The following is a 22,357-nucleotide window of genomic DNA, read 5'->3' as shown; positions in this document are numbered from 1 at the left end:
CCCTTGGGTGCCAATCCCGTTCTCTCTTCATCCGGACTATGACCGTCGGCCCCGGAATCACACCGGGTCTGCTGACCTTGCCGCTACACCCCAAAAACCGGTGCACCACCAAGCGCTCGCGGGCTATGCACGTTGCGTGCAATTACCGCCGGTGGGGAATTGCGCCCCGCCCTGAGAACGTTTTGCCGCCACGCTGTGTGACGGCGGATAATTTTTAACACATAACCCCTTGTGGGAGCGAGCTTGCTCGCGATGGCGGTGGGTCAGCTTGCATCGGTGCTGAATGTGCCGCCGTCATCGCGAGCAAGCTCGCTCCCACAGGGGATTTGAATAATCTGTTGGTTCGTGTCGTTCTGGGCTTGATTATTCCTCGCCATGACCGCAGTAATTGCCCTTCGAAAGGGATTTCCCTCCACTTGAGCCCGAGGCCAGATTCATGAGCGTTATCGATCTTCGCAGCGACACGGTCACCCAACCTACCGCCGGCATGCTCGATGCCATGGCCAGCGCGCCTACCGGTGACGATGTGTATGGGGAAGACCCGACCGTCAATCGCCTCGAGGCCGAACTGGCCGCTCGCCTGGGGTTTGCCGCAGCGCTGTTCGTGCCCACGGGGACCATGAGCAACCTGTTGGGCTTGATGGCCCACTGCGAGCGCGGCGACGAATACATCGTCGGCCAGCAGGCCCACACCTACAAATACGAAGGCGGTGGTGCGGCGGTGCTCGGTTCGATCCAGCCCCAGCCTCTTGAGGTGCAGGCGGACGGCTCCCTGGACCTGGCACACGTCGCTGCGGCGATCAAGCCCGATGATTTCCACTTTGCCCGCACCCGCCTGCTGGCCCTGGAAAACACCATGCAGGGCAAGGTGCTGCCACTGGAATACCTGGCCCGGGCCCGGCGTTTTACCCAGGAACATGGCCTGGCCCTGCACTTGGACGGGGCGCGGTTGTACAACGCTGCGGTCAAGCTGAATGTCGACGCCCGGCAGATCACGCAACATTTCGATTCGGTGTCGGTGTGCTTGTCCAAGGGCCTCGGCGCGCCGGTGGGGTCGGTCCTGTGCGGCAGCGTCGAGCTGATCGGCAAGGCCCGCCGGCTGCGCAAGATGGTCGGCGGCGGCATGCGTCAGGCCGGGATTCTCGCGGCGGCGGGGCTGTACGCCCTGGAACATCAGGTCCAGCGCCTGGCCGATGACCACGCCAATGCCCAGCGGCTCGCCGAGGGCTTGCGCGCGGCGGGTTACGAGGTCGAGCCGGTGCAGACCAACATGGTCTACGTGCAAATGGGCGAACGGGCCGAGGCGATCAAGGCATTTGCCGATGAGCGGGGCGTCAAGCTCAGCGCTGCGCCACGCCTGCGAATGGTGACGCACATGGACGTGAGCGCGGCGCAAATCGACCAGGTGATCGCCACTTTCGTCGAATTTTCCCGCCAATGACCCGTCAACCGGGGCAATTGACAGTTTCTATCGTATAAACACGCTGTACCCCACGCGCAGGGCCGATATAATGCGGCCCTTTGCCGTTGCTTCGTCTGTTGACGTTTTGCACAGGCCTTTGGCCGCAGCCTCCGTGGAAGAACCTAATGAAAAGCGCAGAAATCCGTGAAGCCTTCCTTCGCTTCTTCGAAGAGCAAGGCCACACCCGAGTAGCCTCCAGCTCTTTGATTCCGGGCAACGACCCGACCCTGCTGTTCACCAACGCGGGGATGAACCAGTTCAAGGACTGCTTCCTGGGCCAGGAAAAACGTGCCTACACCCGTGCGGTGAGCAGCCAGAAGTGCGTGCGTGCCGGCGGCAAGCACAACGACCTGGAGAACGTCGGTTATACCGCTCGTCACCACACCTTCTTCGAAATGCTGGGTAACTTCAGCTTCGGTGACTATTTCAAGCGCGACGCCATCACCTTCGCCTGGACCTTCCTGACCTCCGACAAGTGGCTGAACCTGCCCAAGGAGAAGCTCTGGGTAACGGTCTACGCCACCGACGACGAAGCCTATGACATCTGGACCAAAGAGGTCGGTGTCCCGGCTGAGCGCATGGTGCGCATTGGCGACAACAAAGGTGCGCCTTACGCCTCCGATAACTTCTGGACCATGGGCGACACCGGGCCGTGCGGTCCGTGCACCGAGATTTTCTACGATCACGGCGCCGACATCTGGGGCGGCCCACCCGGCTCGCCGGAAGAAGACGGTGACCGCTACATCGAGATCTGGAACAACGTATTCATGCAGTTCAACCGCACCGCCGATGGCGTGTTGCATCCGCTGCCAGCGCCGTCGGTCGACACCGGCATGGGCCTGGAGCGGATCAGTGCGGTGCTGCAGCACGTTCACTCCAACTACGAGATCGACCTGTTCCAGAGCCTGCTGAGCGCATCGGCCCAGGCCATCGGTTGCACCAACGACAACCAGGCGTCGCTCAAAGTGGTGGCCGACCACATTCGTTCCTGCGGTTTCCTGATTGCCGACGGTGTGCTGCCTTCCAACGAAGGCCGCGGTTATGTGCTGCGCCGGATCATCCGTCGCGCCTGCCGTCACGGCAACAAACTGGGCGCCAAGGGCAGCTTCTTCTATCAGATCGTCGCGGCATTGGCGGCCGAGATGGGCGAAGCCTTCCCGGAACTCAAATCCCAGCAGGCGCACATCGAGCGCGTGCTCAAGGCTGAAGAAGAACAATTCGCCAAGACCCTGGAGCAAGGCCTGAAGATCCTCGAGCAGGACCTGGCCGAGCTCAAGGGCAACGTGGTCCCGGGCGATGTGGTGTTCAAGCTGTACGACACCTACGGTTTCCCGATGGACCTGACCGGCGACATCGCCCGCGAACGCAACCTGACCCTCGACGAGGAAGGTTTCGAGCGTGAGATGGACGCCCAGCGGGTGCGTGCGCGTTCTGCCAGCTCCTTCGGCATGGACTACAACAGCCTGGTCAAGGTTGATGTGGCCACCGAGTTCACCGGTTATGCGGGCACCACCGGCTCGGCCAAGATCGTCGCCATCTATAAGGATGGGCAATCGGTCGACATCCTGAGCGAAGGCCAGGAAGGCGTGATCGTGCTGGACAAGACGCCGTTCTACGCCGAATCCGGCGGCCAGATCGGCGACAGCGGCTACCTGCAGGCCGGCAGTTCGCGTTTCGACGTGCGTGACACCACCAAGACCGGCGGCGCCTTCCTGCACCACGGCGTGCTGGCGTCGGGCAGCCTGATGATCGCCGCCCCGGTGGCCGCCCATGTCGACGCCGACGTTCGGCATGCCACGTCGCTGAACCACTCAGCCACGCACTTGCTGCACGCTGCGTTGCGCCAGGTGCTGGGCGAGCATGTCCAGCAGAAGGGTTCGTTGGTGGACAGTCAGCGCCTGCGCTTCGACTTCAGCCATTTCGAAGCCATCAAGCCTGAGCAGCTCAAGGCGCTGGAAGAAATCGTCAACGCCGAGATTCGCAAGAACTCCCCGGTGGAAACCGAAGAAACCGACATCGAGACCGCCAAGCGCAAGGGCGCGATGGCGTTGTTCGGCGAGAAATACGGCGACAACGTGCGCGTGCTGAGCATGGGCGACTTCTCCGTTGAACTGTGCGGTGGCATCCACGCCAACCGCACCGGTGACATCGGCCTGATGAAAATCATCAGCGAAGGTGGCGTGGCATCCGGCGTGCGCCGGATCGAAGCGGTCACCGGCGCGGCGGCCCTGGCGTACCTCAACGCGGCCGAAGAACAACTCAAGGAAGCGGCAACCCTGATCAAGGGCAGCCGTGACAACCTGATCGACAAGCTATCGGCTGTGCTGGAGCGCAATCGCCTGCTGGAAAAGCAACTCGAGCAGTTGCAGGCCAAGGCCGCCAGCGCTGCGGGCGACGATCTCTCGGCCCAGGCCGTGGACGTCAAGGGCGTGAAAGTGCTGGCCGTGCGTCTGGACGGCCAGGATGGCAAGGCGCTGCTGGCGCTGGTCGATCAACTGAAAAACAAACTCGGCCGCGCAGTGATCCTGCTCGGCAGTGTCCATGAGGAAAAGGTCGTTCTCGTCGCAGGCGTGACCAAAGACCTGACTGGCCAACTCAAAGCCGGTGATTTGATGAAGCAAGCCGCTGCGGCAGTGGGCGGCAAGGGCGGTGGTCGTCCGGACATGGCGCAAGGCGGTGGTACCGACGTCGGCGCACTGGACGCGGCACTGGCCCAGACCGTTGCATTTGTAGAGCAGGGTATTTAAGGCAGCGTCCCGGGCTTGCAGTCTAGTGGCCGGCCCGGTTGCTGTTGAGTGATTATTGGGCGCCCTTCATGGGCAGAGGCGGCTTTGAAATGGCTTTGATCGTACAGAAATTTGGAGGCACCTCGGTCGGCACTGTCGAGAGAATCGAACAAGTCGCCGACAAGGTTAAGAAATTCCGCGAGGCGGGCGATGACCTGGTGGTTGTGCTGTCGGCAATGAGCGGCGAGACCAACCGTCTGATCGATCTGGCCAAGCAAATCAGCGGCGACCAGCAACCGGTTCCCCGTGAGCTGGACGTGATCGTTTCCACCGGCGAGCAGGTGACCATCGCCTTGCTGGCCATGGCGCTGATCAAGCGTGGCGTGCCAGCGGTGTCCTACACCGGCAACCAGGTGCGTATCCTGACGGACAGCGCGCACAACAAAGCGCGTATTCTGCAGATTGACGACCAGAAGATTCGCGGCGACCTGAAGGCTGGCCGTGTCGTGGTCGTCGCCGGTTTCCAGGGTGTAGACGAGCAGGGCAACATCACCACCCTCGGCCGTGGTGGTTCCGACACCACGGGCGTAGCGCTGGCAGCGGCCCTCAAGGCTGACGAATGCCAGATCTACACCGATGTGGACGGTGTCTACACCACCGACCCACGCGTGGTGCCTGTGGCCCAGCGCCTGGACAAGATCACGTTCGAAGAGATGCTGGAAATGGCCAGCCTCGGTTCGAAGGTGTTGCAGATCCGGGCGGTCGAATTCGCCGGCAAGTACAACGTTCCGCTGCGCGTTCTGCACAGCTTCAAAGAGGGTCCGGGCACCCTCATTACTATTGATGAAGAGGAATCCATGGAACAGCCGATCATTTCCGGCATCGCTTTCAACCGCGATGAAGCCAAGCTGACCATCCGTGGCGTGCCAGACACCCCCGGCGTGGCGTTCAAGATTCTCGGCCCGATCAGTGCCGCGAACATCGAAGTCGACATGATCGTGCAGAACGTCTCGCACGATAACACCACTGACTTCACCTTCACCGTGCACCGCAACGACTACCAGTCTGCCGAAGCGATACTGAAAAAAACCGCTGGCGAGATCGGTGCCCGGGAAGTGGTGGGCGATACCAAGATCGCCAAGGTCTCGATCGTCGGTGTCGGCATGCGCTCCCACGCAGGCGTGGCCAGCCGCATGTTCGAATCCCTGGCCAAGGAAAGCATCAACATCCAGATGATCTCTACCTCGGAAATCAAGGTTTCCGTGGTCATCGAAGAGAAGTACCTGGAACTGGCCGTGCGCGCCCTGCACACGGCTTTCGAACTCGACGCTGCTGCCCAACCGGGCGAGTAAAGCGTTGTCTGGAGGGCGCGGCTGGACCGCGCCCTTTGTTTTTCTGAATGGCGCGTCCCAAAACTGTTCTTTTGCCCGCGCTGGTCAATACTAGGCCTGTAGGCTTCGACCGTTTCGGTTGTAGGTCCAATGCCTTTTTTTTTCAGACTGTTGTCCCTTAAGTGAATTGCGTGAGGAGAAAGGTATGCTGATTCTGACCCGTCGGTGTGCAGAAAGCCTGATTATTGGCGATGGCGAAATCACCGTGACCGTGCTCGGCGTCAAAGGAAACCAAGTGCGTATCGGCGTTAATGCCCCGAAAGAGGTTGCTGTACACCGCGAGGAAATTTACCTGCGTATCAAGAAAGAGAAGGACGACGAACCAAGCCATTAATTTTTATCGATTTTTATGTTTGCAAACGGGGATGAAGGTGGTTAATATACGCCCCGTGTTGCGGAGAGCTGGCCGAGTGGCCGAAGGCGCTCCCCTGCTAAGGGAGTACACCTCAAAAGGGTGTCGGGGGTTCGAATCCCCCGTTCTCCGCCATTATTTTTTAGTGCGTCAAAACCTGGCTTGATCAGTAAGTGCTTGAAATTACTGAAAAAAGCGCTTTACAAAAGGAATTGACGACCTATAATGCGCGGCAACAAATGCACTCGTAGCTCAGCTGGATAGAGTACTCGGCTACGAACCGAGCGGTCACAGGTTCGAATCCTGTCGAGTGCACCATTTAAGAGTTGTTTGCAGCAATGCAAATAACTTGGCTTCAACCAGTTGTGATCTGGTATAAAACCACAACCTGCACTCGTAGCTCAGCTGGATAGAGTACTCGGCTACGAACCGAGCGGTCACAGGTTCGAATCCTGTCGAGTGCACCAAACACCAAGAAGCCCGCGTTTTACGCGGGCTTTTTGCTGTCTACGATTTGCCTTTTACGCATCCCCTCTCATCGAACACGACCTCTGCGCTGCGGCGTTTCTTCGCCTTGTAGCTATACCGCGTGCTCGAATTCCGAACTTTGATCGAATCTGGCTTGCCCAGGGCGCTCTCTACGTCCTGTTGGCTCATGCCGGCGATGATGCGTCGGCCCAGGATGGCGTCGCGGCGTTGCCTGGCGTCGATGAGGTTCCCGCAGCGGTCCTGGAACTGGCCAACCACGGTCGGTTCCTTGCGCGTGGTTTTGTTGTCGGATGTTAGCCCGCGCTCCGCTTCAGGCAGCATCGCCTCGGTCGTCGGTTTGATTGTCGGTTCGGTCGAACCTGGGCGATACGGATGGATCTGTTGTAGCGACAGGGCTTCTCCCGGGCCGCAGCTCAGGGTGGTGAATGTCACGTGTCCTGCGACGTTTTCGCAGCGATGCACGGTCTGCCCGGCAGCCGATAAAGGCAGGCAGGGCAAGCAGGCGAGCAGGAACAGGCAGTGGTTGAGGTGCATCCGGTCGTCCTCCTTGACGGTGCAGAAGAGAAGGGTAGTCGCCGCATTTCTGCCGCGGCGTGTGTTTTCTTTTCTGGATAAGTCGTCGTAAGGGAACAGGTTCAGCCTGTGTTCAGGTTTGTCTCGCAAGCGCTTGTTCTTGCCATGATTTTTTAGCGTTTTAAAGCGTCAAGCGGTGTATGATTGCGCCCGTCAGCCCCGCCGGGGCTTTGGAATATCTCCATGGACTTACCCAGTAGTTACTCAATATTTAGTTTTGCCAATCATGAATTGACTGATTGATCCTTCCGGCGTGCTCCACTGCTGGGAGTGGAGTTCGCCTATGACCCAAGTAGATGTAAAAAAAACGCAGGAAAGCCTTCAGGATCGCCTCGCTCAAGTTGTTGAGCTGCTGCAGCGCCAGCGTGTCGTCGAAGACCTGACGCATCGCCAGGAAGGTCCGCATCATGACCGGGTCGAGAACCTGGTCCACCGGCAGAATCTCGTCGAGCTGCAACGCAAGCTCGATGATCTGCACTCCGCCGACGTCGCCTACATTCTTGAAGCCTTGCCACTGGAAGAGCGTCTGACGGTCTGGCAGTTGGTCAAGGCTGATCGCGACGGTGACATCCTGCTCGAAGTGTCGGACTCGGTTCGGGAAACCCTGATCGCCGACATGGATGATCACGAGTTGCTGGCGGCGGCCAAGGAAATGGACGCCGACGAACTCGCCGACCTTGCGCCCGAACTGCCGCGGGACGTTGTCCACGAACTGATGGAAGCCCTCGACGGCCAGCAGCGTGAGCGTGTGCGTTCGGCGTTGTCCTACGACGAGGAGCAGGTCGGTGCGCTGATGGACTTCGAGATGGTGACGATCCGAGAGGACGTCAGCCTTGAAGTGGTATTGCGCTACCTGCGTCGCCTCAAGGAACTGCCTGGGCATACTGACAAGCTGTTTGTGGTCGACTACGACGGCGTGCTCAAGGGCGTTCTGCCCATCAAGCGTTTGCTCGTCAACGACCCGGAAAAACAGGTGGCCGAGGTGATGGCCAGCGATCCGGTGAGCTTTCACCCGGACGAAGACGCCTATGATGCGGCCCAGGCGTTCGAACGTTATGACTTGATTTCGGCGCCGGTGGTCGACAAGAACGGCAAGCTGATCGGTCGTCTGACCATCGATGAAATGGTCGACTTGATTCGTGAGGAAAGCGAAAGCGAAGTCCTCAACATGGCCGGTCTGCGCGAAGAAGAAGACATCTTCGCCTCGGTCTGGAAATCCCTGCGTAACCGCTGGGCCTGGTTGGCGATCAATCTGATCACCGCGTTTGTTGCCTCCCGGGTCATCGGCCTGTTCGAAGGCTCCATCGAAAAACTGGTGGCGCTTGCGGCGCTGATGCCCATCGTCGCCGGTATCGGTGGCAACTCTGGCAACCAGACCATCACCATGATCGTCCGTGCCATGGCGCTGGACCAGGTCAGTACCGGCAACACTTCGCGATTGATGCGCAAGGAACTGGCTGTGTCCCTGATCAACGGCGTGATTTGGGGTGGTGTGATTGGCGTGGTGGCTTATCTGCTCTATGGCAGCTGGTCGCTGGGGGTGGTCATGACGGCCGCGATGACGCTCAATCTGTTGTTGGCGGCATTGATGGGGGTCCTGATCCCCATGACCCTGGCCCGCATGGGCCGTGACCCTGCCATGGGCGCCAGTGTCATGATTACCGCGGTGACTGACAGTGGCGGGTTCTTCATCTTCCTGGGGTTGGCGACGATTTTCCTGCTCTGAGTCGCTCATCGAGAAACCCGCCTGTTTGGCGTAATACTGTCTACATAGAAAAACGGCGCTTCTTTCAGAAATGGGAAGCGCCGTTTTTTTTTGCGCTTCTTTTGGGGGGTGTTTGATCGGTGTGTATATCCGTTTCTGCGGTAACGGCTGCTTATGGTTCCGCCCTGACGGCGGGTCACTTTCGAAAAGCCCGGAAGCCGGCCCAGTCGAAAGTAACCAAAGCGCTTCTGCCCCACCACTCGGTGCCTCGCCTAGGCTCGGCATGCCTGAACGAAGGCATTGCTCCGTGGGCCCGCCGCGAAGGGCCATCCATGGCCCAGCGCGGCTATCCCGGCATCCATGCCGGGATGCCCACTCCACAATGCCTGCGTTCGGCCATCGTGGTTAACGGGGCGCCGAGATCAACGTCTACCGCGAGGCGGCCTGATAGCCGACCTGGTTCTTGATGAGACCGCATTTCTCCTGTGGGAGCGGGCTTGCTCGCGAAGGCGGAGGGTCAGTTTGCGGTGATGTTGGATGTGCCGGCCTCATCACGCGCAAGCTCGCTCCCACAGGTTTTTGTGTCGTTTGCCCCCCTGAACGGCAGATCAAAATCTCCGAGCACTAACCTATTGGCGGTTTTGTTCATCACGCAAAATCCCCCACGCATCACTGCATCAACGCCAATCGCGTCGCCAGTAACAAAAAAGCTGCCGAGAATAGCCGGCGTATCCACTGCAACACGGATGGGCGCTCCAGAACATGGCGGCGCATCGATGCGCAGAGCACGCCATAGATGACGAAGACGGCAAAGGTGATCGCCATGAAGATGAAGCTCAGTTGCAGCATGCGCCACATGGCATCCGTTTCTCCTGGCGCGAGAAATTGCGGTAGAAAGGCCAGGAAAAAAATCGACAGCTTTGGATTCAGCAGATTGATCAAGATGCCCGACAAAATCACCGCGCCATTCGATCGCGGAGTCTTGTGCGGATCAATATGCAATGCCCCATGGCTCTGGAGCGTGTTCCATGCCATCCACAACAGGTAAGCGACGCCCAGGTACTTGACGATCTCGAAGGCCAATGGGCTGGTGTGCAGCAGTGCAGCGAGGCCCGTGATGGCTGCCAGCATGTGCGGCACAATCCCCAGGGTACAACTCAATGCCGCTACCACGCTTGCGCGCCAGCCCCGGGCCAGGCCGGCCGCCACCGTATAGACCACGCCAGTGCCAGGCGAAGCTGCCACGATCAGGGAAGTGATAAAAAATTCGAGGTTCATGCGACGCCGACCTTGGCAGTTATGAAGTCTCCAGCCTGCCTGCAGTGAGAAGGGGCGTCTTGAACGAAATTGCAGGTCGCTATGGGTGTCCTTACCGGACGTACATGCCCGGTGAGAATCCAAAGCTGCGCACGAAGCATCGAGTCATATGGCTCTGATCGGCGAAACCGCTGGCCAGGGACGCATCGGCCAGCGGCATGCCAGCAGCGATCAGTTGTCGTACTCGGTGGATGCGTCGTTGCAGCAGATAGGCGTGGGGTGTCAAACCGGTCAGGCGGGTGAAGGCGCGTACCAGTTGAAAGCGGCTTAAATCGGCCTCCCTGGCGAGCAGGGCAAGCGACATGGACGACTGCGGATCGTCGTCGATCAAGGCTTTTGCACGGTTTGCCGCGACCTCCGGCAAAGACGCTATCGGCATGGAGCGATCCAGCAGATGTTCGAGCAAAAGCACGAGCGTTTCTTCGATCTTCAAGTGATCGCCAAACTCCTCGGCTTGAGCGACGGCTTGGTACAAAGTGCGGAACAATTCTGCTGCACGCGGGCTTTGCAGTACCGGATAGGCGAATTCCTGGGCGCAGATGCCCCCATCGTGCGCCATATCCTTGAATGCCTGCGCAATCAACGGCGGGTCGAAATACAGCATCTGCCAACGACGCGTTCCGTTTCCGATGGGGACGCCGTCATGCACTTCGGCCGGATTGACCGATATAAGGTCGCCAGCCGTCGCTTCTACCTGGCCTCGGCCGCTGGCTGAGCGTTGCGCTCCGCGCACAAGCAAGCCAATGCCGAAATGCTCGTGCATATGCCGGACAAACGTTCGATCTGAATCGGCCTCGACGATTTCCACGCCCAGCCCTGGGATTCTTTGAATCTTGAATGCGTGACCTGTCATGCAGGCCTCCATGCCCATACTTTTTAGCGGATCAATTTAGCATCACTGCCATGGATCAGCAGTGGTGTTGGATCGATGGCTCTGATGAGTGCTTGAAAAGCAGGCTTGAGGCCAAACGCCAGGCAAAAAAAAGCCAGCACGAGGCTGGCTTGAGTATTTTTGGGCTATCAGGTCGCGTCTGCGGCCATTTCTGCGTCATGGGCAATCAGCGAAACGAGGGCGTTCTGCTGGCGATGGGAGAGTTGTCGGAAGCGTTGAAGCAGTTCGCGCTCATGCAATGACAGCTCTGGGCTGTCCAGGCGCATGCTCAACTCTTCACCCAGCGCGCCTTCCTGAATAAGGCTTTGCTCAAGACGCGCGATGATTTCAGAGTTCATGCTGCGGTGATGATTGCGAGCCACTTCGGCAATGCGTTCCCGCATTCCGTCTGGCAGACGTACGACGAACTTGTCAGCCGTACGGCTGGAATAAATTGCCTGTTTCATTGGGCGCATATATTTAACCGGTTAGTTCAGGGGAGCGGTTCTCGGGATTGGCCGCAGGATGTCGATAGGACAAGCTCCATTGCCAAATGTTCAACCTGAATTGTTAAGAGGCCCGCATCATGCCTCAAAATTGCCAGATCATTGGCGCCAATTCTGTGACAAATTCTGATCCGGGTAAAGGCGTTCTGCCAGTACCCTTCATCAAAAAATGCGGACTGGTTGGTAAAAAACAACAGGTTCGCATCTGTGACCGTCGGATTGTGTCTATGTGCCATACCGTCTGGCGGATAACGGAAATGGACAAAAACGTGTGCCGTCCCTGTCTTGTACAGGATAGTGGCAAATGGCCGATTTACTAGGATAAGCGAGCCAGGACAGATGAATGGCGGCCTAAGCTCGACGTCCAGGATCTGTCAGCCTTACAGGGACTACTATTTGCCTACACTTAAAAAGCCATGGGCGACATGACAAACGCAGGGCAGGTCGTTAACATGCACGCCGTCCTGCGCACCGCGTCTCTCGTGGTCGACTCGTGTCTCAGTAGCTCAATTGGATAGAGCATCCCCCTCCTAAGGGGAAGGTTGGCAGTTCGAACCTGCCCTGGGACACCATTATAAACAATGGGTTAGCGAAATTGTCGCTGACTTTTCCTGCTCGCATCCCCATCTCCCGAACGATCAACAACCTCGCCACGGGTTCTGTGTTTAGCTGATCCTTCGCACTCGGTTTCTCCCACACCTTCCCCTTAACGGAACGCCATCTCCTGCCGATAACCCGATGAGCCCGTTTCTCTCCAACGTTTCGGCTCGCAATGTGCGTCACGACTCAGCCAGGCCAAGCGGTTGCTGAAATCCCTTGAACGTTGCTGGTTGGTGGCTATCATCTGCGCGCCTCGGGGCTGTGACACGGCGTTTCGTTGTTATGCCATTGGGTTATTTTCTTACTTGCCTGGACATCCTCGATGCTGGCGTACCACCAAAAAAGTTTTTTGATCGTCGATGATTTCTCGGATTTCCGCAGTTCGATCCGCTCCATGCTGCGTGAGCTGGGCGTCAAGGACGTGGACACCGCCGACACCGGTGAAGTGGCGCTGCGCATGTGTTCGCAGAAACGCTATGACTTCATCTTGCAGGACTATCACCTGGGCGATGGGCGCAAGAATGGCCAGCAGGTGCTTGAAGACCTGATGGTCGAAAAGTTGATCAGCCATGAAAGTGTCTTCCTCATGGTGACCGCCGAGACCAGCCAGGCGATGGTGCTCAGTGCCCTGGAGCATGAGCCCGATGCGTACCTGACCAAACCGTTCAACCGCTCCGGCCTGGCCCAGCGGTTGGAGCGGCTCGAGCAGCGCAAGACCCTGCTCAAGCCGATCCTGCAAGCCCTCGATCGTGGCAAGCCGATGGAAGTGCTCAATGCCTGTATCGCCCTGTGCAAGCAGGATCCGCGCTACGGACCGTTGTGCCTGCGTTATCGAGCCGATGCGTTGCGCGACCTGAATCAGAACGAGGCCCTTGAGCGGCTATACAACTCCATCATCGCGGATCGCCCGTTGCCGTGGGCCTACGTGGGGCTTGGGAAGTTGATGTTCAAGCGTGGCCAGGTGGCGCAGGCCAAGGCCGTTTATGAAAAGGCCCTGAAAGTCTTTCCAATGATGCCGGCGTTGTACGACGGCATGGCCGACGTGCTGGTGGCCGAAGGTGACACCAAACAGGCGCAGCACGTGCTGGAAGAGGCGGTGCGCCTGTCGCCGCTGGCGGTGCGTCGCCAATCGTTGTTGGGCAAGCTGGCGATGACCAACGAAGACTACGACACGGCTTCCCGGGCCTATCGCCAGGCGGTCGGGCAGGGCGCGCAGTCGCGCTTCAAGGACCCGGAAAGCAACCTCGGCCTGGCCCATGCGTTGATCAGCAAGGGCAGCGAAAAAGGCCTCGATACCCGAACACGGCTGGAGATCAACACCACGCTCAGCGCCGTGGCGAAGGAGAACCTCAACGACCCGGGGCTGCAGGTTCGGGCGCGGCTGATGAAGGCCACCAGCCTGTTGCTCAACGATGCCGAAACTGCCGAGAAGCTCACCGAACAGGCTTTGCAGCGCCTCGATGGCATGGAGCAATTCATGAGCGCCGAGGCCGCGTTGCTGGTGGCCAAGCAGTTGCAAATGCTTGGCCAGACCAGTGCCGGCGAGTCGATGCTCAAGAACTGCGCGGAAATCTACGGTGATGACCCGACGGTGATGCAAGGCATCGCCAAGCTGACCGACGATCCGAACATCCTCAACCAGGGCAATGCCGCCGCCGAGTTGAACCGCGAAGGCGTGCGGGTCTACAAGACCGGCGCGTTGCCGGAGGCGCGGGAGCTGTTCCGCCGCGCCCTGAAGATGCAACCGAAGAACATCAGTATTGCCCTGAACATGGCGCAATCGCTGCTGCATGGCACCGACACCAGCGTGGAGTCGGAACTGCTGCTGGAGTGCCGCGCCTGTCTGAAACTGGTGGGCATGATGCCCGACACCGATGCGCGTTTTGCGCGTTATCAAAAACTGCGAAGCAAGGCATTTGGCGATGAATGACAGCGAACAGGCCCTCGATTTTTCCACGGTGATCGCGTCGACCGTGCACGACATGAAGAACTCCCTGACCTTGCTCATGCAGACGCATACGCAATGGCTCGAGCGCCTGCCCGACGCCGAGCGCCAGACCTCGGAGCAAGGCGTCATCGAGTTCGAGTTCGCCCATCTCAATGGTTTGCTGGTGCAACTGCTGGGGCTGTACAAGCTCGGTGTCAACCAGTTGCCGCTGCACCCGGCCTACCATGAGCTGGATGACTTCATCGAGGCGCAACTGGCCGGCCATCAGGACGTGTTCCGCAGTCGCGGGATCATGGTCACCTATGACGTAGATCCGCTCAGCCCCTTGGGCTTTTTCGACCGTGAACTGATTGCTTCGGTGCTCGACAACTGCATCAACAATGCCATTCGCCATGCGCGCCAGGCGCTGCTGATCAGTGTCAGCGATGAGGCCGGGCAACTGGTGCTGACGATCAATGACGACGGCGAAGGTTACCCGCCAGAGATGATCGAGCGTCAGGCCGAGTACGTGCAGGGTATCAACCACAGCAGCGGCAGCACCGGGCTGGGCCTGTACTTCGCCGCGCGGATCGCCGGGCTGCACCAGCGCGGCGGCGTGAGCGGGCGTACCGAGATTGCCAATGGCGGTGTGTTGGGCGGTGGGGTGTTCCGGCTTTACCTGCCCTGAGCGTGCGCTTTATAAAAAACAGCAAAATCCCCTGTGGGAGCGAGCTTGCTCGCGATAGCGATGTATCAGTCAGCTCAATATTGACTGAGCCGAAGCCATCGCGAGCAAGCTCGCTCCCACACTCGTATTGCACAAGATTTTAATTGTCTGTGGGTGCTTGATATTCCGAACAGCCGAAGCCTATTTTGTACGGGTTGCCGTTCGCGGCTCGCACATAACAAGGATTGCGTCATGACGACCGATGGCCAGCGTTCACTCGCGCAGCGACTGACGGGCATTGATGAGATTGAATGTGTCACACCGGATTTGAATGGCGTGCCGCGGGGCAAGGTAATGACCGCTGAGGGTTTCCTCGAAGGCCGGCGGTTGCAGTTGGCGCGGGGCGTGCTGCTGCAATGCATCATGGGTGGTTATCCGCCGTCGCGTTTCTACGGCAGCGACGACGGCGACCTGGCGCTGGTGGCCGATCCGAAACAGATTCATCGCCTGCCCTGGAGCCAGCAGCCCCGTGCCCTGGCGGTCTGCGATGCCGACGAGTTGACCGGTGAAAGCTCCCGGCTCTCGACGCGCGGCCAGCTCAAGGCGGTTGTCGCGCGCTATGCCGCCCTTGGCCTGGCCCCGGTGGTGGCGACCGAACTGGAATTCTTCGTGTTCGCCCCCAATCCGGACCCGACCCAGCCGTTCCAGCCGCCGATGGGCCTGGATGGACGTCGCGAAGACGGCCATTCGGCGTTCAGCGTCAGCTCCAACAATGGCCTGCGCCCGTTCTTCAGTGAGGTCTATGCATGCATGGCGGCGCTGGGCCTGCCTCGCGACACCTTCATGCATGAAATGGGCGTAAGCCAGTTCGAGATCAATCTGCTGCACGGCGACCCGCTGTTGCTGGCCGACCAGACTTTCCTGTTCAAGCACCTGCTCAAGGAAGTGGCGCTCAAGCACGGCCTGACCGTGGTCTGCATGGCCAAGCCCCTGGCCCACACGCCGGGCAGTTCGATGCACATCCATCAGAGCGTCGTCGAGGCGGACAGCGGTCGCAACGTGTTCAGCGACGAGGCAGGCGAACCGACGGCGACTTTCCGGCATTTCATCGGTGGGCAACAGGCGTGCCTGGCGGATTTCACCGCGTTGTTCGCGCCGAACGTGAATTCCTACCAGCGCCTGTGCCACCCGTTCGCCTCGCCGAACAATGCCTGCTGGTCCCACGACAACCGTTCGGCCGGGTTGCGGATTCCCGCCAGTTCGCCAGTGGCCCGGCGGGTCGAGAACCGCTTGCCGGGGGCCGATGCCAACCCCTACCTGGCGATTGCCGCCAGCCTGGCCGCCGGGCTGTATGGGATTGAACATCGGCTGGAGCCGAGCGCGGCGATCCAGGGTGAATTCGAAGTGCCGGATAATCTGTCGCTGCCATGTACCTTGCATGCCGCCTTGGAGCGTCTGAAGCGTAGTCATCTGGCGAAGGAACTGTTCGGTACGGAGTTCATCGAAGGCTACATCGCCTCCAAGACCCTGGAACTGACCAGCTTCTTCGATGAAATCACGCCCTGGGAGCGGCGTGTCCTGGCGGCCCAGGCCTAACGAACCGTCGCATTCGGGCTATCTTCAACAGGTAGCCCTTACTCACCTCAAGGAGCCGCTCGGAACGCCGATGCGCCAAATCTGGAAACCTTTTCGAGCGCTTTATTTCGCCTCGCTGATGATGTTGATCGGCTCGGGCCTCTTGAGTACTTACCTGGCCTTGCGCCTGGCCGCCGACCATGTGGACAGCCTCTGGGTCGGTGCGCTGATGGCTGCCAACTATTTCGGCCTGGTGCTGGGTGGCAAGATCGGCCACCGGCTGATCGCTCGTGTCGGCCACATCCGCGCCTATTCGGCCTGCGCCGGGATTGTCGGGGCGGCAGTGCTGGGCCATGGCCTAGTGGACTGGCTGCCGGCCTGGATCGTGCTGCGGATGATTGTCGGCCTCGGGATGATGTGCCAGTACATGGTCATCGAGAGCTGGCTCAACGAGCAAGCCGATGCCAAGCAGCGTGGGGTGGTGTTCAGCGGCTATATGATCGCCTCGTACCTGGGGTTGGTGCTGGGTCAGTTGATCCTGGTCATGCACCCGGCCCTGGGGCTTGAGCTGTTGATGCTGGTGGCGCTGTGCTTCGCCTTGTGCCTGGTGCCGGTGACACTGACCCGGCGGATTCACCCGGCGGCGCTGCATCCGGCGCCCATGGAGCCGCGCTTCTTCATCAAGCGTGTGCCGCAGTCATTGAGTACTGTGCTGGGCTCCGGGTTGATCGTCGGCTCGTTCTATGGCCTGGCGCCCCTGTATGCCTCTCAGCAGGGCCTGTCGACCGAGCAGGTCGGTCTGTTCATGGGTAGCTGCATCTTCGCCGGACTGCTGGTGCAGTGGCCCCTGGGCTGGCTGTCCGATCGATATGACCGGGCGCTGCTGATCCGCTGCTTTGCGCTGGTCCTGACGATCTGTGCGCTGCCATTGGCGATTCTTCCGACGGTGCCGCTGGAGGTGCTGTTCGTCGCGGGGTTCTTCTGTTCGCTGGTGCAGTTCTGCCTGTATCCGCTGGCGGTAGCGTTCTCCAACGACCACGTCGAAGCTGATCGAAGGGTGTCCCTGACCGCGATGCTGCTGGTGACCTACGGCGTGGGGGCCAGCATCGGGCCGCTGGTGGCCGGCGTGCTGATGAAGATGTTCGGCAGCCAGATGCTCTACGCCTTCTTCGCCTTCTTTGCCTTGGTGCTGGTGTGGCGGATCCGGCCGAAAGCGGTGACCAACTTGCATCAGGTCGATGACGCACCGCTGCATCACGTGGCGATGCCGGACAGCATGTCGAGTTCGCCTTTGGTGGCGTGTCTTGATCCGCGGGTGGATGAGCAGGTGGTGCAGGAGCAAATGCAGGCGCCGGCCAATCCGGACGTGGAGCCTGAGCCGGCCACTGAGACTGCGGCGGAGGCTGAAACTGAAGCCGAGACGCCTGAGACACCGAGTTTTACCCAGGCCAGACCTTGAAGCAGGCATAAAAAAACGGGCAGTCGCCGCAAGGGACTGCCCGTTTTTTATGCCTCGAAAATCAGAGGTCGTCTTTATCGAAGCGCCGGGCTTCTCGTTGGAGCTGGTAGACGAACCGCTCGACCTGCCGTTGCACCAGGCCACTGATGTTGTGGAAGCGTACACCGGCGAACGTGGTGTTGATCCTTTCTTCGAAATGCAGGTAGCGCAGCTCGACTGGGGCGGTCATGTTGCCAAACGGCAGGGCTGCGATGAAACGCTCATACACCTGGCCCAATTGCAGGCGCTCTGTGATGTCGCCCTCGAAGCGTAACTTGCAACCGGTGGCGGAAATGTCCAGCAGCTTGCCATCCACCGGGGACTTCATCTTGTCGCCGCCCAGTTCAACGCTTACCAGCTGTGCCAGTTTCAGGGCGGCGCGGAAGGCGTTGCGACGTTGGTGGTAGACCACTTCGTCGGGCAGGGCGCCGCGATAGCAGCGACCGTCGCTGGATTCATCAATGGTCAGTGGGCCCTTGCCATCCCATGCGATACGCACGCCGTCATGGAAACCCTCGACACGAAAAGGCTCGCCGGCCAGCAGGAAACGCTCGCCATCCCGGGGAATCATTTCATCCAGGGCGATGGAGTTGGTCTCGCGGTCGACGTCGACCAGGTAGCTCTGGAAGCGCTGGGTACGTTCATGGAAGGTAATGATCAGCGGGTCGTGGCTATCTTGCAGCATCCGCAGGTTGCCGGCGATTTCCAGGGGTGTGGTGAGGACCTTGGGGGGCTGCGGAGCATCATCCGCGTTTGAGGCATTGAACACGGTGAGTCAATCTCCAGGCAAAATACGACTACGAATGGCCGGCATTTTGCCAGCATGTATCGCGCGTTGATAGAGCGAAGGCATTGTTCGTTTCATGCCTGGCTGAGCGGGCGGTGCTTGACCATTCTGGCCGTTGAACCGCTAGCGTCATACAGCGTCGGGATCTCGCCACCGTTGAGAATGCGCAACTGGTTGGCGGTGGCGGCCTGCTGCATCAGGATCGACTGGCCGTTGCGAGCGTTGGTTGCCTGGCATTGGGCGAGCAGGTCGTTGAGCACTTTGCTCTGGGAGCGCAACTGGTCGCCGACGGTCGACTGGCTGGCCAGCTGCTCAAGGCCGTCAGGACTGGCGGGCAGGTTGAGGCTGGTGAGGATCTCGCTGCGCTTGCGGCCATGCTGGTCGAGCAAGATGATCAGTGCCTGTTTCTGCGCCAGGATAGTTTCCAGCAAAGGCATGTCACGACCGTGCAGTGCCAAGGATTCGGCCTGCAATAACTCCAGCAATTGTTGCGCTGGAACGAAGTCGTCGATGATCAGTTGCAATAAAGTAGTGTCGTGCATGGCTGGCCTTGGGTCTTAGCGTCCAAAAGCCTGGCGCAGGCGGCGGCCTAGCGCTGGGCTTCGAAGTTGAGCAGTTTGCTGGCTACGCGGTTGCTGTCGACTTTGTAGCTGCCATCGGCGATTGCTGCTTTCAACTCGGCCACGCGGGCGTTGTCGACGACAGGTTGATCGCGCAGCTTGTCAGTGACCTTCTGCAACTGCTGAGCCTCAGTGCTGAGGTGTACCGACTCCCCGTTGCTGATTTGTTCGGCGGGTGTAGGCAGCGGCGCGGATTTGCCGGCTTCGGCGGTTTCTTTGGTGGCGCTGGTACGCGTAGTGCCTGTCAGCGGTGAAGAGCTGTTTAAACGATTGAAATCGATGACCATGGTAAAAAACCTCTGGGTATTTGGACGCTTGCCATGTTTTCGGCCATCCCCAAAAAAACTTTAGGCTCATTTATGAAATGAACGTGCGCACGTCTGCGCTTGCCTTTGCGTAAGGCACAGTCTAGGGAACACCGGGATCAAGCGCCAGCTTTCTACCTCCTCTACCTGATCACTACATCGCCACTTCCACTTGGCCTGGGGCCGTCACCTGCGCCTTGATCACGCGCTGGGAATTAAGGTTTTTTACCCGTATCTGTTCACTCATGCCGCCGTTGGACAGGGCTTCGCCGGGCATCCGCACGGCCAGGGAGCCGCTGCGGGCGGTGATCACCACCTGGTCGCCCTTGCGGACCACCTCGGCCTGCTCCAGATGCACCAGCGTCACGACCTGATCGGCGACCATTGGTCGGACAAGTTTCTGCCCGATGGCCTGATCGACGGAGGTCAGGAAGCCCTGGGTGATCTGGCTGATGTCCCGTTCACGCAACATCACGTCCTGGGGCTCGACGATCCCGGCCCGCTTGAGCGGACGAGTGGTGGTGACAATTTCCCGAAACAGGCGCACTTGAGCGGGCACGAACACCGTCCAGGGCGCGGCGCTGTCGCAACGAACCTTCACCGTGACGCGGCCCAGCGGGCGAGCGGGACTCTCCAGCGAAGCAGTCAATTCCTTGTCGCACATCGGCATGCGCAGGCGAGGGTCGAGTTGGTTGACTTCGATTTCGTAACGCCCTTCGGTTTGACTGGTAGCCAGATAGTCTTCTACGGTGAATTCAAGAAAGCCCTGAGTGACGCCGATAAGGAGATCAGGCAAGGTAACCGGAACAGCAGCAAGGGCAGGACCGCCCGAAGTGAACAGGCAGACAGCCAGCAGTGCACCGAGCCAGTGGCGGCAGTGAGTGGTCAGGCGTCGAGAAAATGTCGTTTGTGCGTTCATGCCGGTTCAATAGCAAGCCCCGTGCCGTTTAGTGAATGAATGCGCGTCGGACACATTAGCGTTAGGTAGGAGTCAGGGCATGGCGGGAGTAATGGATTCGGTAAACCAGCGCACTCAGCTGGTCGGTCAGAATCGCCTGGAGCTGTTGTTGTTCCGTCTCGACGGCCAACAAATGTATGGGATCAACGTGTTCAAGGTTCGCGAGGTGCTGCAATGCCCCAAGCTGACCTTGATGCCCAAGTCCAGCCCCGTCGTGTGCGGTGTGGCCAATATCCGGGGTGCGACCATCCCGATTCTCGACCTGGCGATGGCGACCGGTTCCGGTCGGCTGCTGGACCAGAGCAATCCGTTTGTGATCATCACCGAGTACAACACCAAGACCCAGGGTTTCCTGGTCCGCTCGGTGGAGCGCATCGTCAACATGAACTGGGAAGAGATCCATCCACCGCCCAAGGGCACCGGCCGCGATCACTACCTCACGGCAGTGACTCGGGTCGATAACCAGTTGGTGGAAATCATCGACGTGGAGAAGATCCTCGCCGAAGTAGCGCCCACGCCGGAAGCGATCTCCATGGGAGTGGTGGATGCCGAAACCCAGCACAAGGCGATTTCGCTGCGGGTGTTGACCGTCGATGACTCTTCGGTGGCCCGCAAGCAGGTGACCCGTTGCCTGCAAACGATTGGCGTCGAGGTGGTGGCGTTGAATGACGGGCGACAGGCGCTGGATTACCTGCGCAAACTGGTCGACGAGGGCAAGAAGCCTGAGGAAGAGTTCCTGATGATGATCTCCGACATCGAAATGCCGGAGATGGACGGGTACACCCTGACGTCGGAAATCCGCAGCGACCCGCGCATGCAAAAGCTGCACATCATCTTGCATACTTCGTTGTCCGGGGTTTTCAACCAGGCGATGGTCAAGAAGGTCGGCGCCGACGATTTCCTGGCGAAATTCCGTCCCGATGACCTGGCTTCCCGGGTCGTCGAGCGGATCAAAGCAGCAGAATAAAAGGTTGGGCGCGTTGTGCGCCCGGCAAGTCAACACGATGAAAGAGGCGGTATCTTGTCTACGGGTAATTTGGATTTCGAACAGTTCCGGGTCTTCCTGGAAAAAGCCTGTGGCATCTTGCTTGGTGAAAACAAGCAGTACCTGGTGTCGAGCCGTCTCAATAAATTGATGGAGCAACAGGGCCTCAAGTCATTGGGCGAACTGGTGCAGCGTATCCAGACCCAGCCGCGCAGTGGCTTGCGCGAGATGGTGGTGGACGCGATGACCACCAACGAAACCCTGTGGTTTCGCGACACCTATCCGTTTGAGGTGTTGAAGAACAAAGTGCTGCCGGCGGCCATCAAGGCGAGCCCAGGCCAGCGTCTGCGGATCTGGTCGGCGGCCTGTTCGTCGGGACAGGAACCCTATTCGCTGTCGATGTCCATCGATGAGTTCGAGCGGTCCAACCTCGGCCAGTTGAAAGGCGGCGTGCAGATCGTCGCCACCGACCTGTCCGGGACCATGCTTAATAACTGCAAGACCGGTGAGTACGACAGCCTGGCCATCGGCCGTGGCCTGTCGCCGGATCGCCTGCAACGGTTCTTCGATCCGAAAGGGCCGGGTAAATGGGTGGTCAAGGCGCCGATCAAGAGCCGGGTGGAGTTCCGCTCGTTCAACCTGCTGGACAGCTATGCCAGCCTGGGCAAGTTCGACATCGTGTTCTGCCGCAACGTACTGATCTACTTCTCTGCCGAAGTGAAGAAAGACATCCTGCTGCGCATCCACAGCACGCTCAAGCCGGGCGGCTACCTGTTCCTCGGCGCCTCCGAGGCGTTGAACGGTTTGCCGGATCATTACCAGATGGTCCAGTGCAGCCCGGGGATCATTTACCAGGCGAAGTGATTGGCTTGAACTGTCAAAAAAACGGGAGTCCCCACGGGCTCCCGTTTTTTTTGCCCGCTAATTTCCTCCCCATCACCATTATCCCTGTGGGAGCGAGCTTGCTCGCGATAGCGGTATTGCAGGCGACATCAATGTTGACTGACACACCGCTATCGCGAGCAAGCTCGCTCCCACATTTG

Annotated in this window: 19 protein-coding genes, 4 tRNA genes and 1 riboswitch; of the genes, 15 read left to right on the top strand and 8 right to left on the bottom strand. The window is 59.4% G+C overall.

What is annotated here, in order from left to right; translation table 11 throughout:
- Nucleotides 1–14 precede the first annotated feature (14 nt).
- Nucleotides 15–183: riboswitch (FMN riboswitch) on the bottom strand.
- 253 nt (nt 184–436) lie between these two features.
- From ltaE to QMK47_RS22125, 7 genes are all read left to right on the top strand, one after another.
- On the top strand, nt 437–1,441 hold the full coding sequence (gene ltaE, locus QMK47_RS22155) for a low-specificity L-threonine aldolase (RefSeq protein WP_258689155.1): 1,005 nt from the start codon (nt 437–439) through the stop codon (nt 1,439–1,441).
- A 146-nt stretch (nt 1,442–1,587) separates the two neighbouring features.
- Nucleotides 1,588–4,209, top strand: a complete 2,622-nt coding sequence (alaS, locus tag QMK47_RS22150) for an alanine--tRNA ligase (protein ID WP_214509502.1) — start codon at nt 1,588–1,590, stop codon at nt 4,207–4,209.
- 89 nt (nt 4,210–4,298) lie between these two features.
- Nucleotides 4,299–5,540: an aspartate kinase gene (locus QMK47_RS22145; RefSeq protein ID WP_014339802.1), complete on the top strand. Its 1,242-nt coding sequence runs from the start codon at nt 4,299–4,301 to the stop codon at nt 5,538–5,540.
- 184 nt (nt 5,541–5,724) lie between these two features.
- On the top strand, nt 5,725–5,913 hold the full coding sequence (csrA, locus tag QMK47_RS22140) for a carbon storage regulator CsrA (protein ID WP_003178872.1): 189 nt from the start codon (nt 5,725–5,727) through the stop codon (nt 5,911–5,913).
- 62 nt (nt 5,914–5,975) lie between these two features.
- Nucleotides 5,976–6,066: transfer RNA gene (locus QMK47_RS22135), tRNA-Ser, on the top strand.
- A 106-nt stretch (nt 6,067–6,172) separates the two neighbouring features.
- Nucleotides 6,173–6,249, top strand: a tRNA-Arg gene (locus tag QMK47_RS22130).
- A 72-nt stretch (nt 6,250–6,321) separates the two neighbouring features.
- Nucleotides 6,322–6,398 (top strand) — tRNA-Arg (locus QMK47_RS22125).
- A 40-nt stretch (nt 6,399–6,438) separates the two neighbouring features.
- Here the strand turns inward: QMK47_RS22125 and QMK47_RS22120 are convergent.
- Nucleotides 6,439–6,954 (bottom strand): cell envelope protein SmpA, encoded by a 516-nt coding sequence (locus tag QMK47_RS22120; RefSeq protein WP_253478638.1) that lies wholly within the window; start codon nt 6,952–6,954, stop codon nt 6,439–6,441.
- Between the two features lie 322 nt (nt 6,955–7,276).
- Here QMK47_RS22120 and mgtE point away from each other — a divergent pair, with 322 nt between their 5' ends.
- A complete protein-coding gene (gene mgtE, locus QMK47_RS22115) occupies nt 7,277–8,719 on the top strand; it encodes a magnesium transporter (RefSeq protein WP_003204768.1) in 1,443 nt (480 codons plus the stop codon).
- 648 nt (nt 8,720–9,367) lie between these two features.
- Here the strand turns inward: mgtE and QMK47_RS22110 are convergent.
- The 3 genes from QMK47_RS22110 to QMK47_RS22100 form a co-directional block, all read right to left on the bottom strand.
- Nucleotides 9,368–9,976, bottom strand: a complete 609-nt coding sequence (locus QMK47_RS22110; RefSeq protein WP_320389328.1) for a LysE family translocator — start codon at nt 9,974–9,976, stop codon at nt 9,368–9,370.
- A 91-nt stretch (nt 9,977–10,067) separates the two neighbouring features.
- Nucleotides 10,068–10,868: an AraC family transcriptional regulator gene (locus QMK47_RS22105; protein ID WP_253477323.1), complete on the bottom strand. Its 801-nt coding sequence runs from the start codon at nt 10,866–10,868 to the stop codon at nt 10,068–10,070.
- 167 nt (nt 10,869–11,035) lie between these two features.
- Nucleotides 11,036–11,362: an Arc family DNA-binding protein gene (locus QMK47_RS22100; protein WP_053124387.1), complete on the bottom strand. Its 327-nt coding sequence runs from the start codon at nt 11,360–11,362 to the stop codon at nt 11,036–11,038.
- A gap of 525 nt (nt 11,363–11,887) precedes the next feature.
- Here QMK47_RS22100 and QMK47_RS22095 point away from each other — a divergent pair.
- The 5 genes from QMK47_RS22095 to QMK47_RS22075 all read left to right on the top strand — a co-directional run bounded on the left by QMK47_RS22095 (nt 11,888) and on the right by QMK47_RS22075 (nt 17,620).
- A tRNA-Arg gene (locus QMK47_RS22095) sits at nt 11,888–11,964 on the top strand.
- 350 nt (nt 11,965–12,314) lie between these two features.
- Nucleotides 12,315–13,922 (top strand): tetratricopeptide repeat-containing response regulator, encoded by a 1,608-nt coding sequence (locus QMK47_RS22090; RefSeq protein WP_253477321.1) that lies wholly within the window; start codon nt 12,315–12,317, stop codon nt 13,920–13,922.
- The gene (locus QMK47_RS22085; protein ID WP_253477319.1) at nt 13,915–14,607 is read left to right on the top strand and encodes a sensor histidine kinase; all 693 of its coding nucleotides are present in this window, start codon (nt 13,915–13,917) and stop codon (nt 14,605–14,607) included. Before QMK47_RS22090 ends, QMK47_RS22085 begins: the two co-directional genes overlap by 8 nt.
- Nucleotides 14,608–14,940: 333 nt before the next feature.
- On the top strand, nt 14,941–16,182 hold the full coding sequence (locus tag QMK47_RS22080) for a glutamine synthetase family protein (protein ID WP_253478635.1): 1,242 nt from the start codon (nt 14,941–14,943) through the stop codon (nt 16,180–16,182).
- Nucleotides 16,183–16,252: 70 nt separating this feature from the next.
- Nucleotides 16,253–17,620 carry an MFS transporter gene (locus tag QMK47_RS22075; protein ID WP_253477317.1) on the top strand — a complete coding sequence of 456 codons (1,368 nt, stop codon included), beginning with the start codon at nt 16,253–16,255 and terminating at the stop codon, nt 17,618–17,620.
- 61 nt (nt 17,621–17,681) lie between these two features.
- On the opposite strand, the gene QMK47_RS22070 is transcribed toward QMK47_RS22075, so the two are convergent.
- The 4 genes from QMK47_RS22070 to flgA all read right to left on the bottom strand — a co-directional run bounded on the left by QMK47_RS22070 (nt 17,682) and on the right by flgA (nt 20,290).
- Nucleotides 17,682–18,428 carry a flagellar brake protein gene (locus QMK47_RS22070; protein WP_253477314.1) on the bottom strand — a complete coding sequence of 249 codons (747 nt, stop codon included), beginning with the start codon at nt 18,426–18,428 and terminating at the stop codon, nt 17,682–17,684.
- Between the two features lie 92 nt (nt 18,429–18,520).
- The gene (locus QMK47_RS22065; protein WP_214509548.1) at nt 18,521–18,988 is read right to left on the bottom strand and encodes a flagella synthesis protein FlgN; all 468 of its coding nucleotides are present in this window, start codon (nt 18,986–18,988) and stop codon (nt 18,521–18,523) included.
- Between the two features lie 47 nt (nt 18,989–19,035).
- Nucleotides 19,036–19,353, bottom strand: a complete 318-nt coding sequence (gene flgM / locus QMK47_RS22060) for a flagellar biosynthesis anti-sigma factor FlgM (protein WP_253477311.1) — start codon at nt 19,351–19,353, stop codon at nt 19,036–19,038.
- 172 nt (nt 19,354–19,525) lie between these two features.
- Entirely contained in the window at nt 19,526–20,290 is a 765-nt protein-coding gene (flgA, locus tag QMK47_RS22055) for a flagellar basal body P-ring formation chaperone FlgA (protein ID WP_253477308.1), read from the bottom strand.
- A gap of 79 nt (nt 20,291–20,369) precedes the next feature.
- Between flgA and QMK47_RS22050 the strand changes: the two genes are divergently transcribed.
- Together QMK47_RS22050 and cheR are read left to right on the top strand one after the other, a co-directional pair.
- The gene (locus tag QMK47_RS22050; RefSeq protein ID WP_214509550.1) at nt 20,370–21,296 is read left to right on the top strand and encodes a chemotaxis protein CheV; all 927 of its coding nucleotides are present in this window, start codon (nt 20,370–20,372) and stop codon (nt 21,294–21,296) included.
- A gap of 54 nt (nt 21,297–21,350) precedes the next feature.
- Nucleotides 21,351–22,178, top strand: coding sequence for a protein-glutamate O-methyltransferase CheR (gene cheR, locus QMK47_RS22045; RefSeq protein ID WP_214509551.1), 828 nt, complete (start codon nt 21,351–21,353; stop codon nt 22,176–22,178).
- Nucleotides 22,179–22,357: the final 179 nt, after the last annotated feature.

The organism is Pseudomonas sp. P9_35 (assembly GCF_034008205.1).
Taxonomy (GTDB): domain Bacteria; phylum Pseudomonadota; class Gammaproteobacteria; order Pseudomonadales; family Pseudomonadaceae; genus Aquipseudomonas; species Aquipseudomonas kilonensis.
The sequence above is the reverse complement of the archived record's forward strand: the minus strand, read 5'-3'. Positions and strand labels throughout refer to the sequence as shown.

What these genes read in the sequence shown, in the direction of transcription:
- mgtE (WP_003204768.1), top strand. Translation starts at nt 7,277, where the DNA reads ATGACCCAAGTAGATGTAAAAAAAACGCAGGAAAGCCTTCAGGATCGC.
- QMK47_RS22145 (WP_014339802.1), top strand. Translation starts at nt 4,299, where the DNA reads ATGGCTTTGATCGTACAGAAATTTGGAGGCACCTCGGTCGGCACTGTC.
- csrA (WP_003178872.1), top strand. Translation starts at nt 5,725, where the DNA reads ATGCTGATTCTGACCCGTCGGTGTGCAGAAAGCCTGATTATTGGCGAT.
- flgA (WP_253477308.1), bottom strand. Translation starts at nt 20,290, where the DNA reads ATGAACGCACAAACGACATTTTCTCGACGCCTGACCACTCACTGCCGC.
- QMK47_RS22085 (WP_253477319.1), top strand. Translation starts at nt 13,915, where the DNA reads ATGAATGACAGCGAACAGGCCCTCGATTTTTCCACGGTGATCGCGTCG.
- alaS (WP_214509502.1), top strand. Translation starts at nt 1,588, where the DNA reads ATGAAAAGCGCAGAAATCCGTGAAGCCTTCCTTCGCTTCTTCGAAGAG.
- QMK47_RS22110 (WP_320389328.1), bottom strand. Translation starts at nt 9,976, where the DNA reads ATGAACCTCGAATTTTTTATCACTTCCCTGATCGTGGCAGCTTCGCCT.
- ltaE (WP_258689155.1), top strand. Translation starts at nt 437, where the DNA reads ATGAGCGTTATCGATCTTCGCAGCGACACGGTCACCCAACCTACCGCC.
- QMK47_RS22050 (WP_214509550.1), top strand. Translation starts at nt 20,370, where the DNA reads ATGGCGGGAGTAATGGATTCGGTAAACCAGCGCACTCAGCTGGTCGGT.
- QMK47_RS22075 (WP_253477317.1), top strand. Translation starts at nt 16,253, where the DNA reads ATGCGCCAAATCTGGAAACCTTTTCGAGCGCTTTATTTCGCCTCGCTG.
- QMK47_RS22090 (WP_253477321.1), top strand. Translation starts at nt 12,315, where the DNA reads ATGCTGGCGTACCACCAAAAAAGTTTTTTGATCGTCGATGATTTCTCG.
- QMK47_RS22105 (WP_253477323.1), bottom strand. Translation starts at nt 10,868, where the DNA reads ATGACAGGTCACGCATTCAAGATTCAAAGAATCCCAGGGCTGGGCGTG.
- QMK47_RS22065 (WP_214509548.1), bottom strand. Translation starts at nt 18,988, where the DNA reads ATGCACGACACTACTTTATTGCAACTGATCATCGACGACTTCGTTCCA.
- QMK47_RS22080 (WP_253478635.1), top strand. Translation starts at nt 14,941, where the DNA reads ATGACCGCTGAGGGTTTCCTCGAAGGCCGGCGGTTGCAGTTGGCGCGG.
- flgM (WP_253477311.1), bottom strand. Translation starts at nt 19,353, where the DNA reads ATGGTCATCGATTTCAATCGTTTAAACAGCTCTTCACCGCTGACAGGC.
- QMK47_RS22100 (WP_053124387.1), bottom strand. Translation starts at nt 11,362, where the DNA reads ATGCGCCCAATGAAACAGGCAATTTATTCCAGCCGTACGGCTGACAAG.
- QMK47_RS22120 (WP_253478638.1), bottom strand. Translation starts at nt 6,954, where the DNA reads ATGCACCTCAACCACTGCCTGTTCCTGCTCGCCTGCTTGCCCTGCCTG.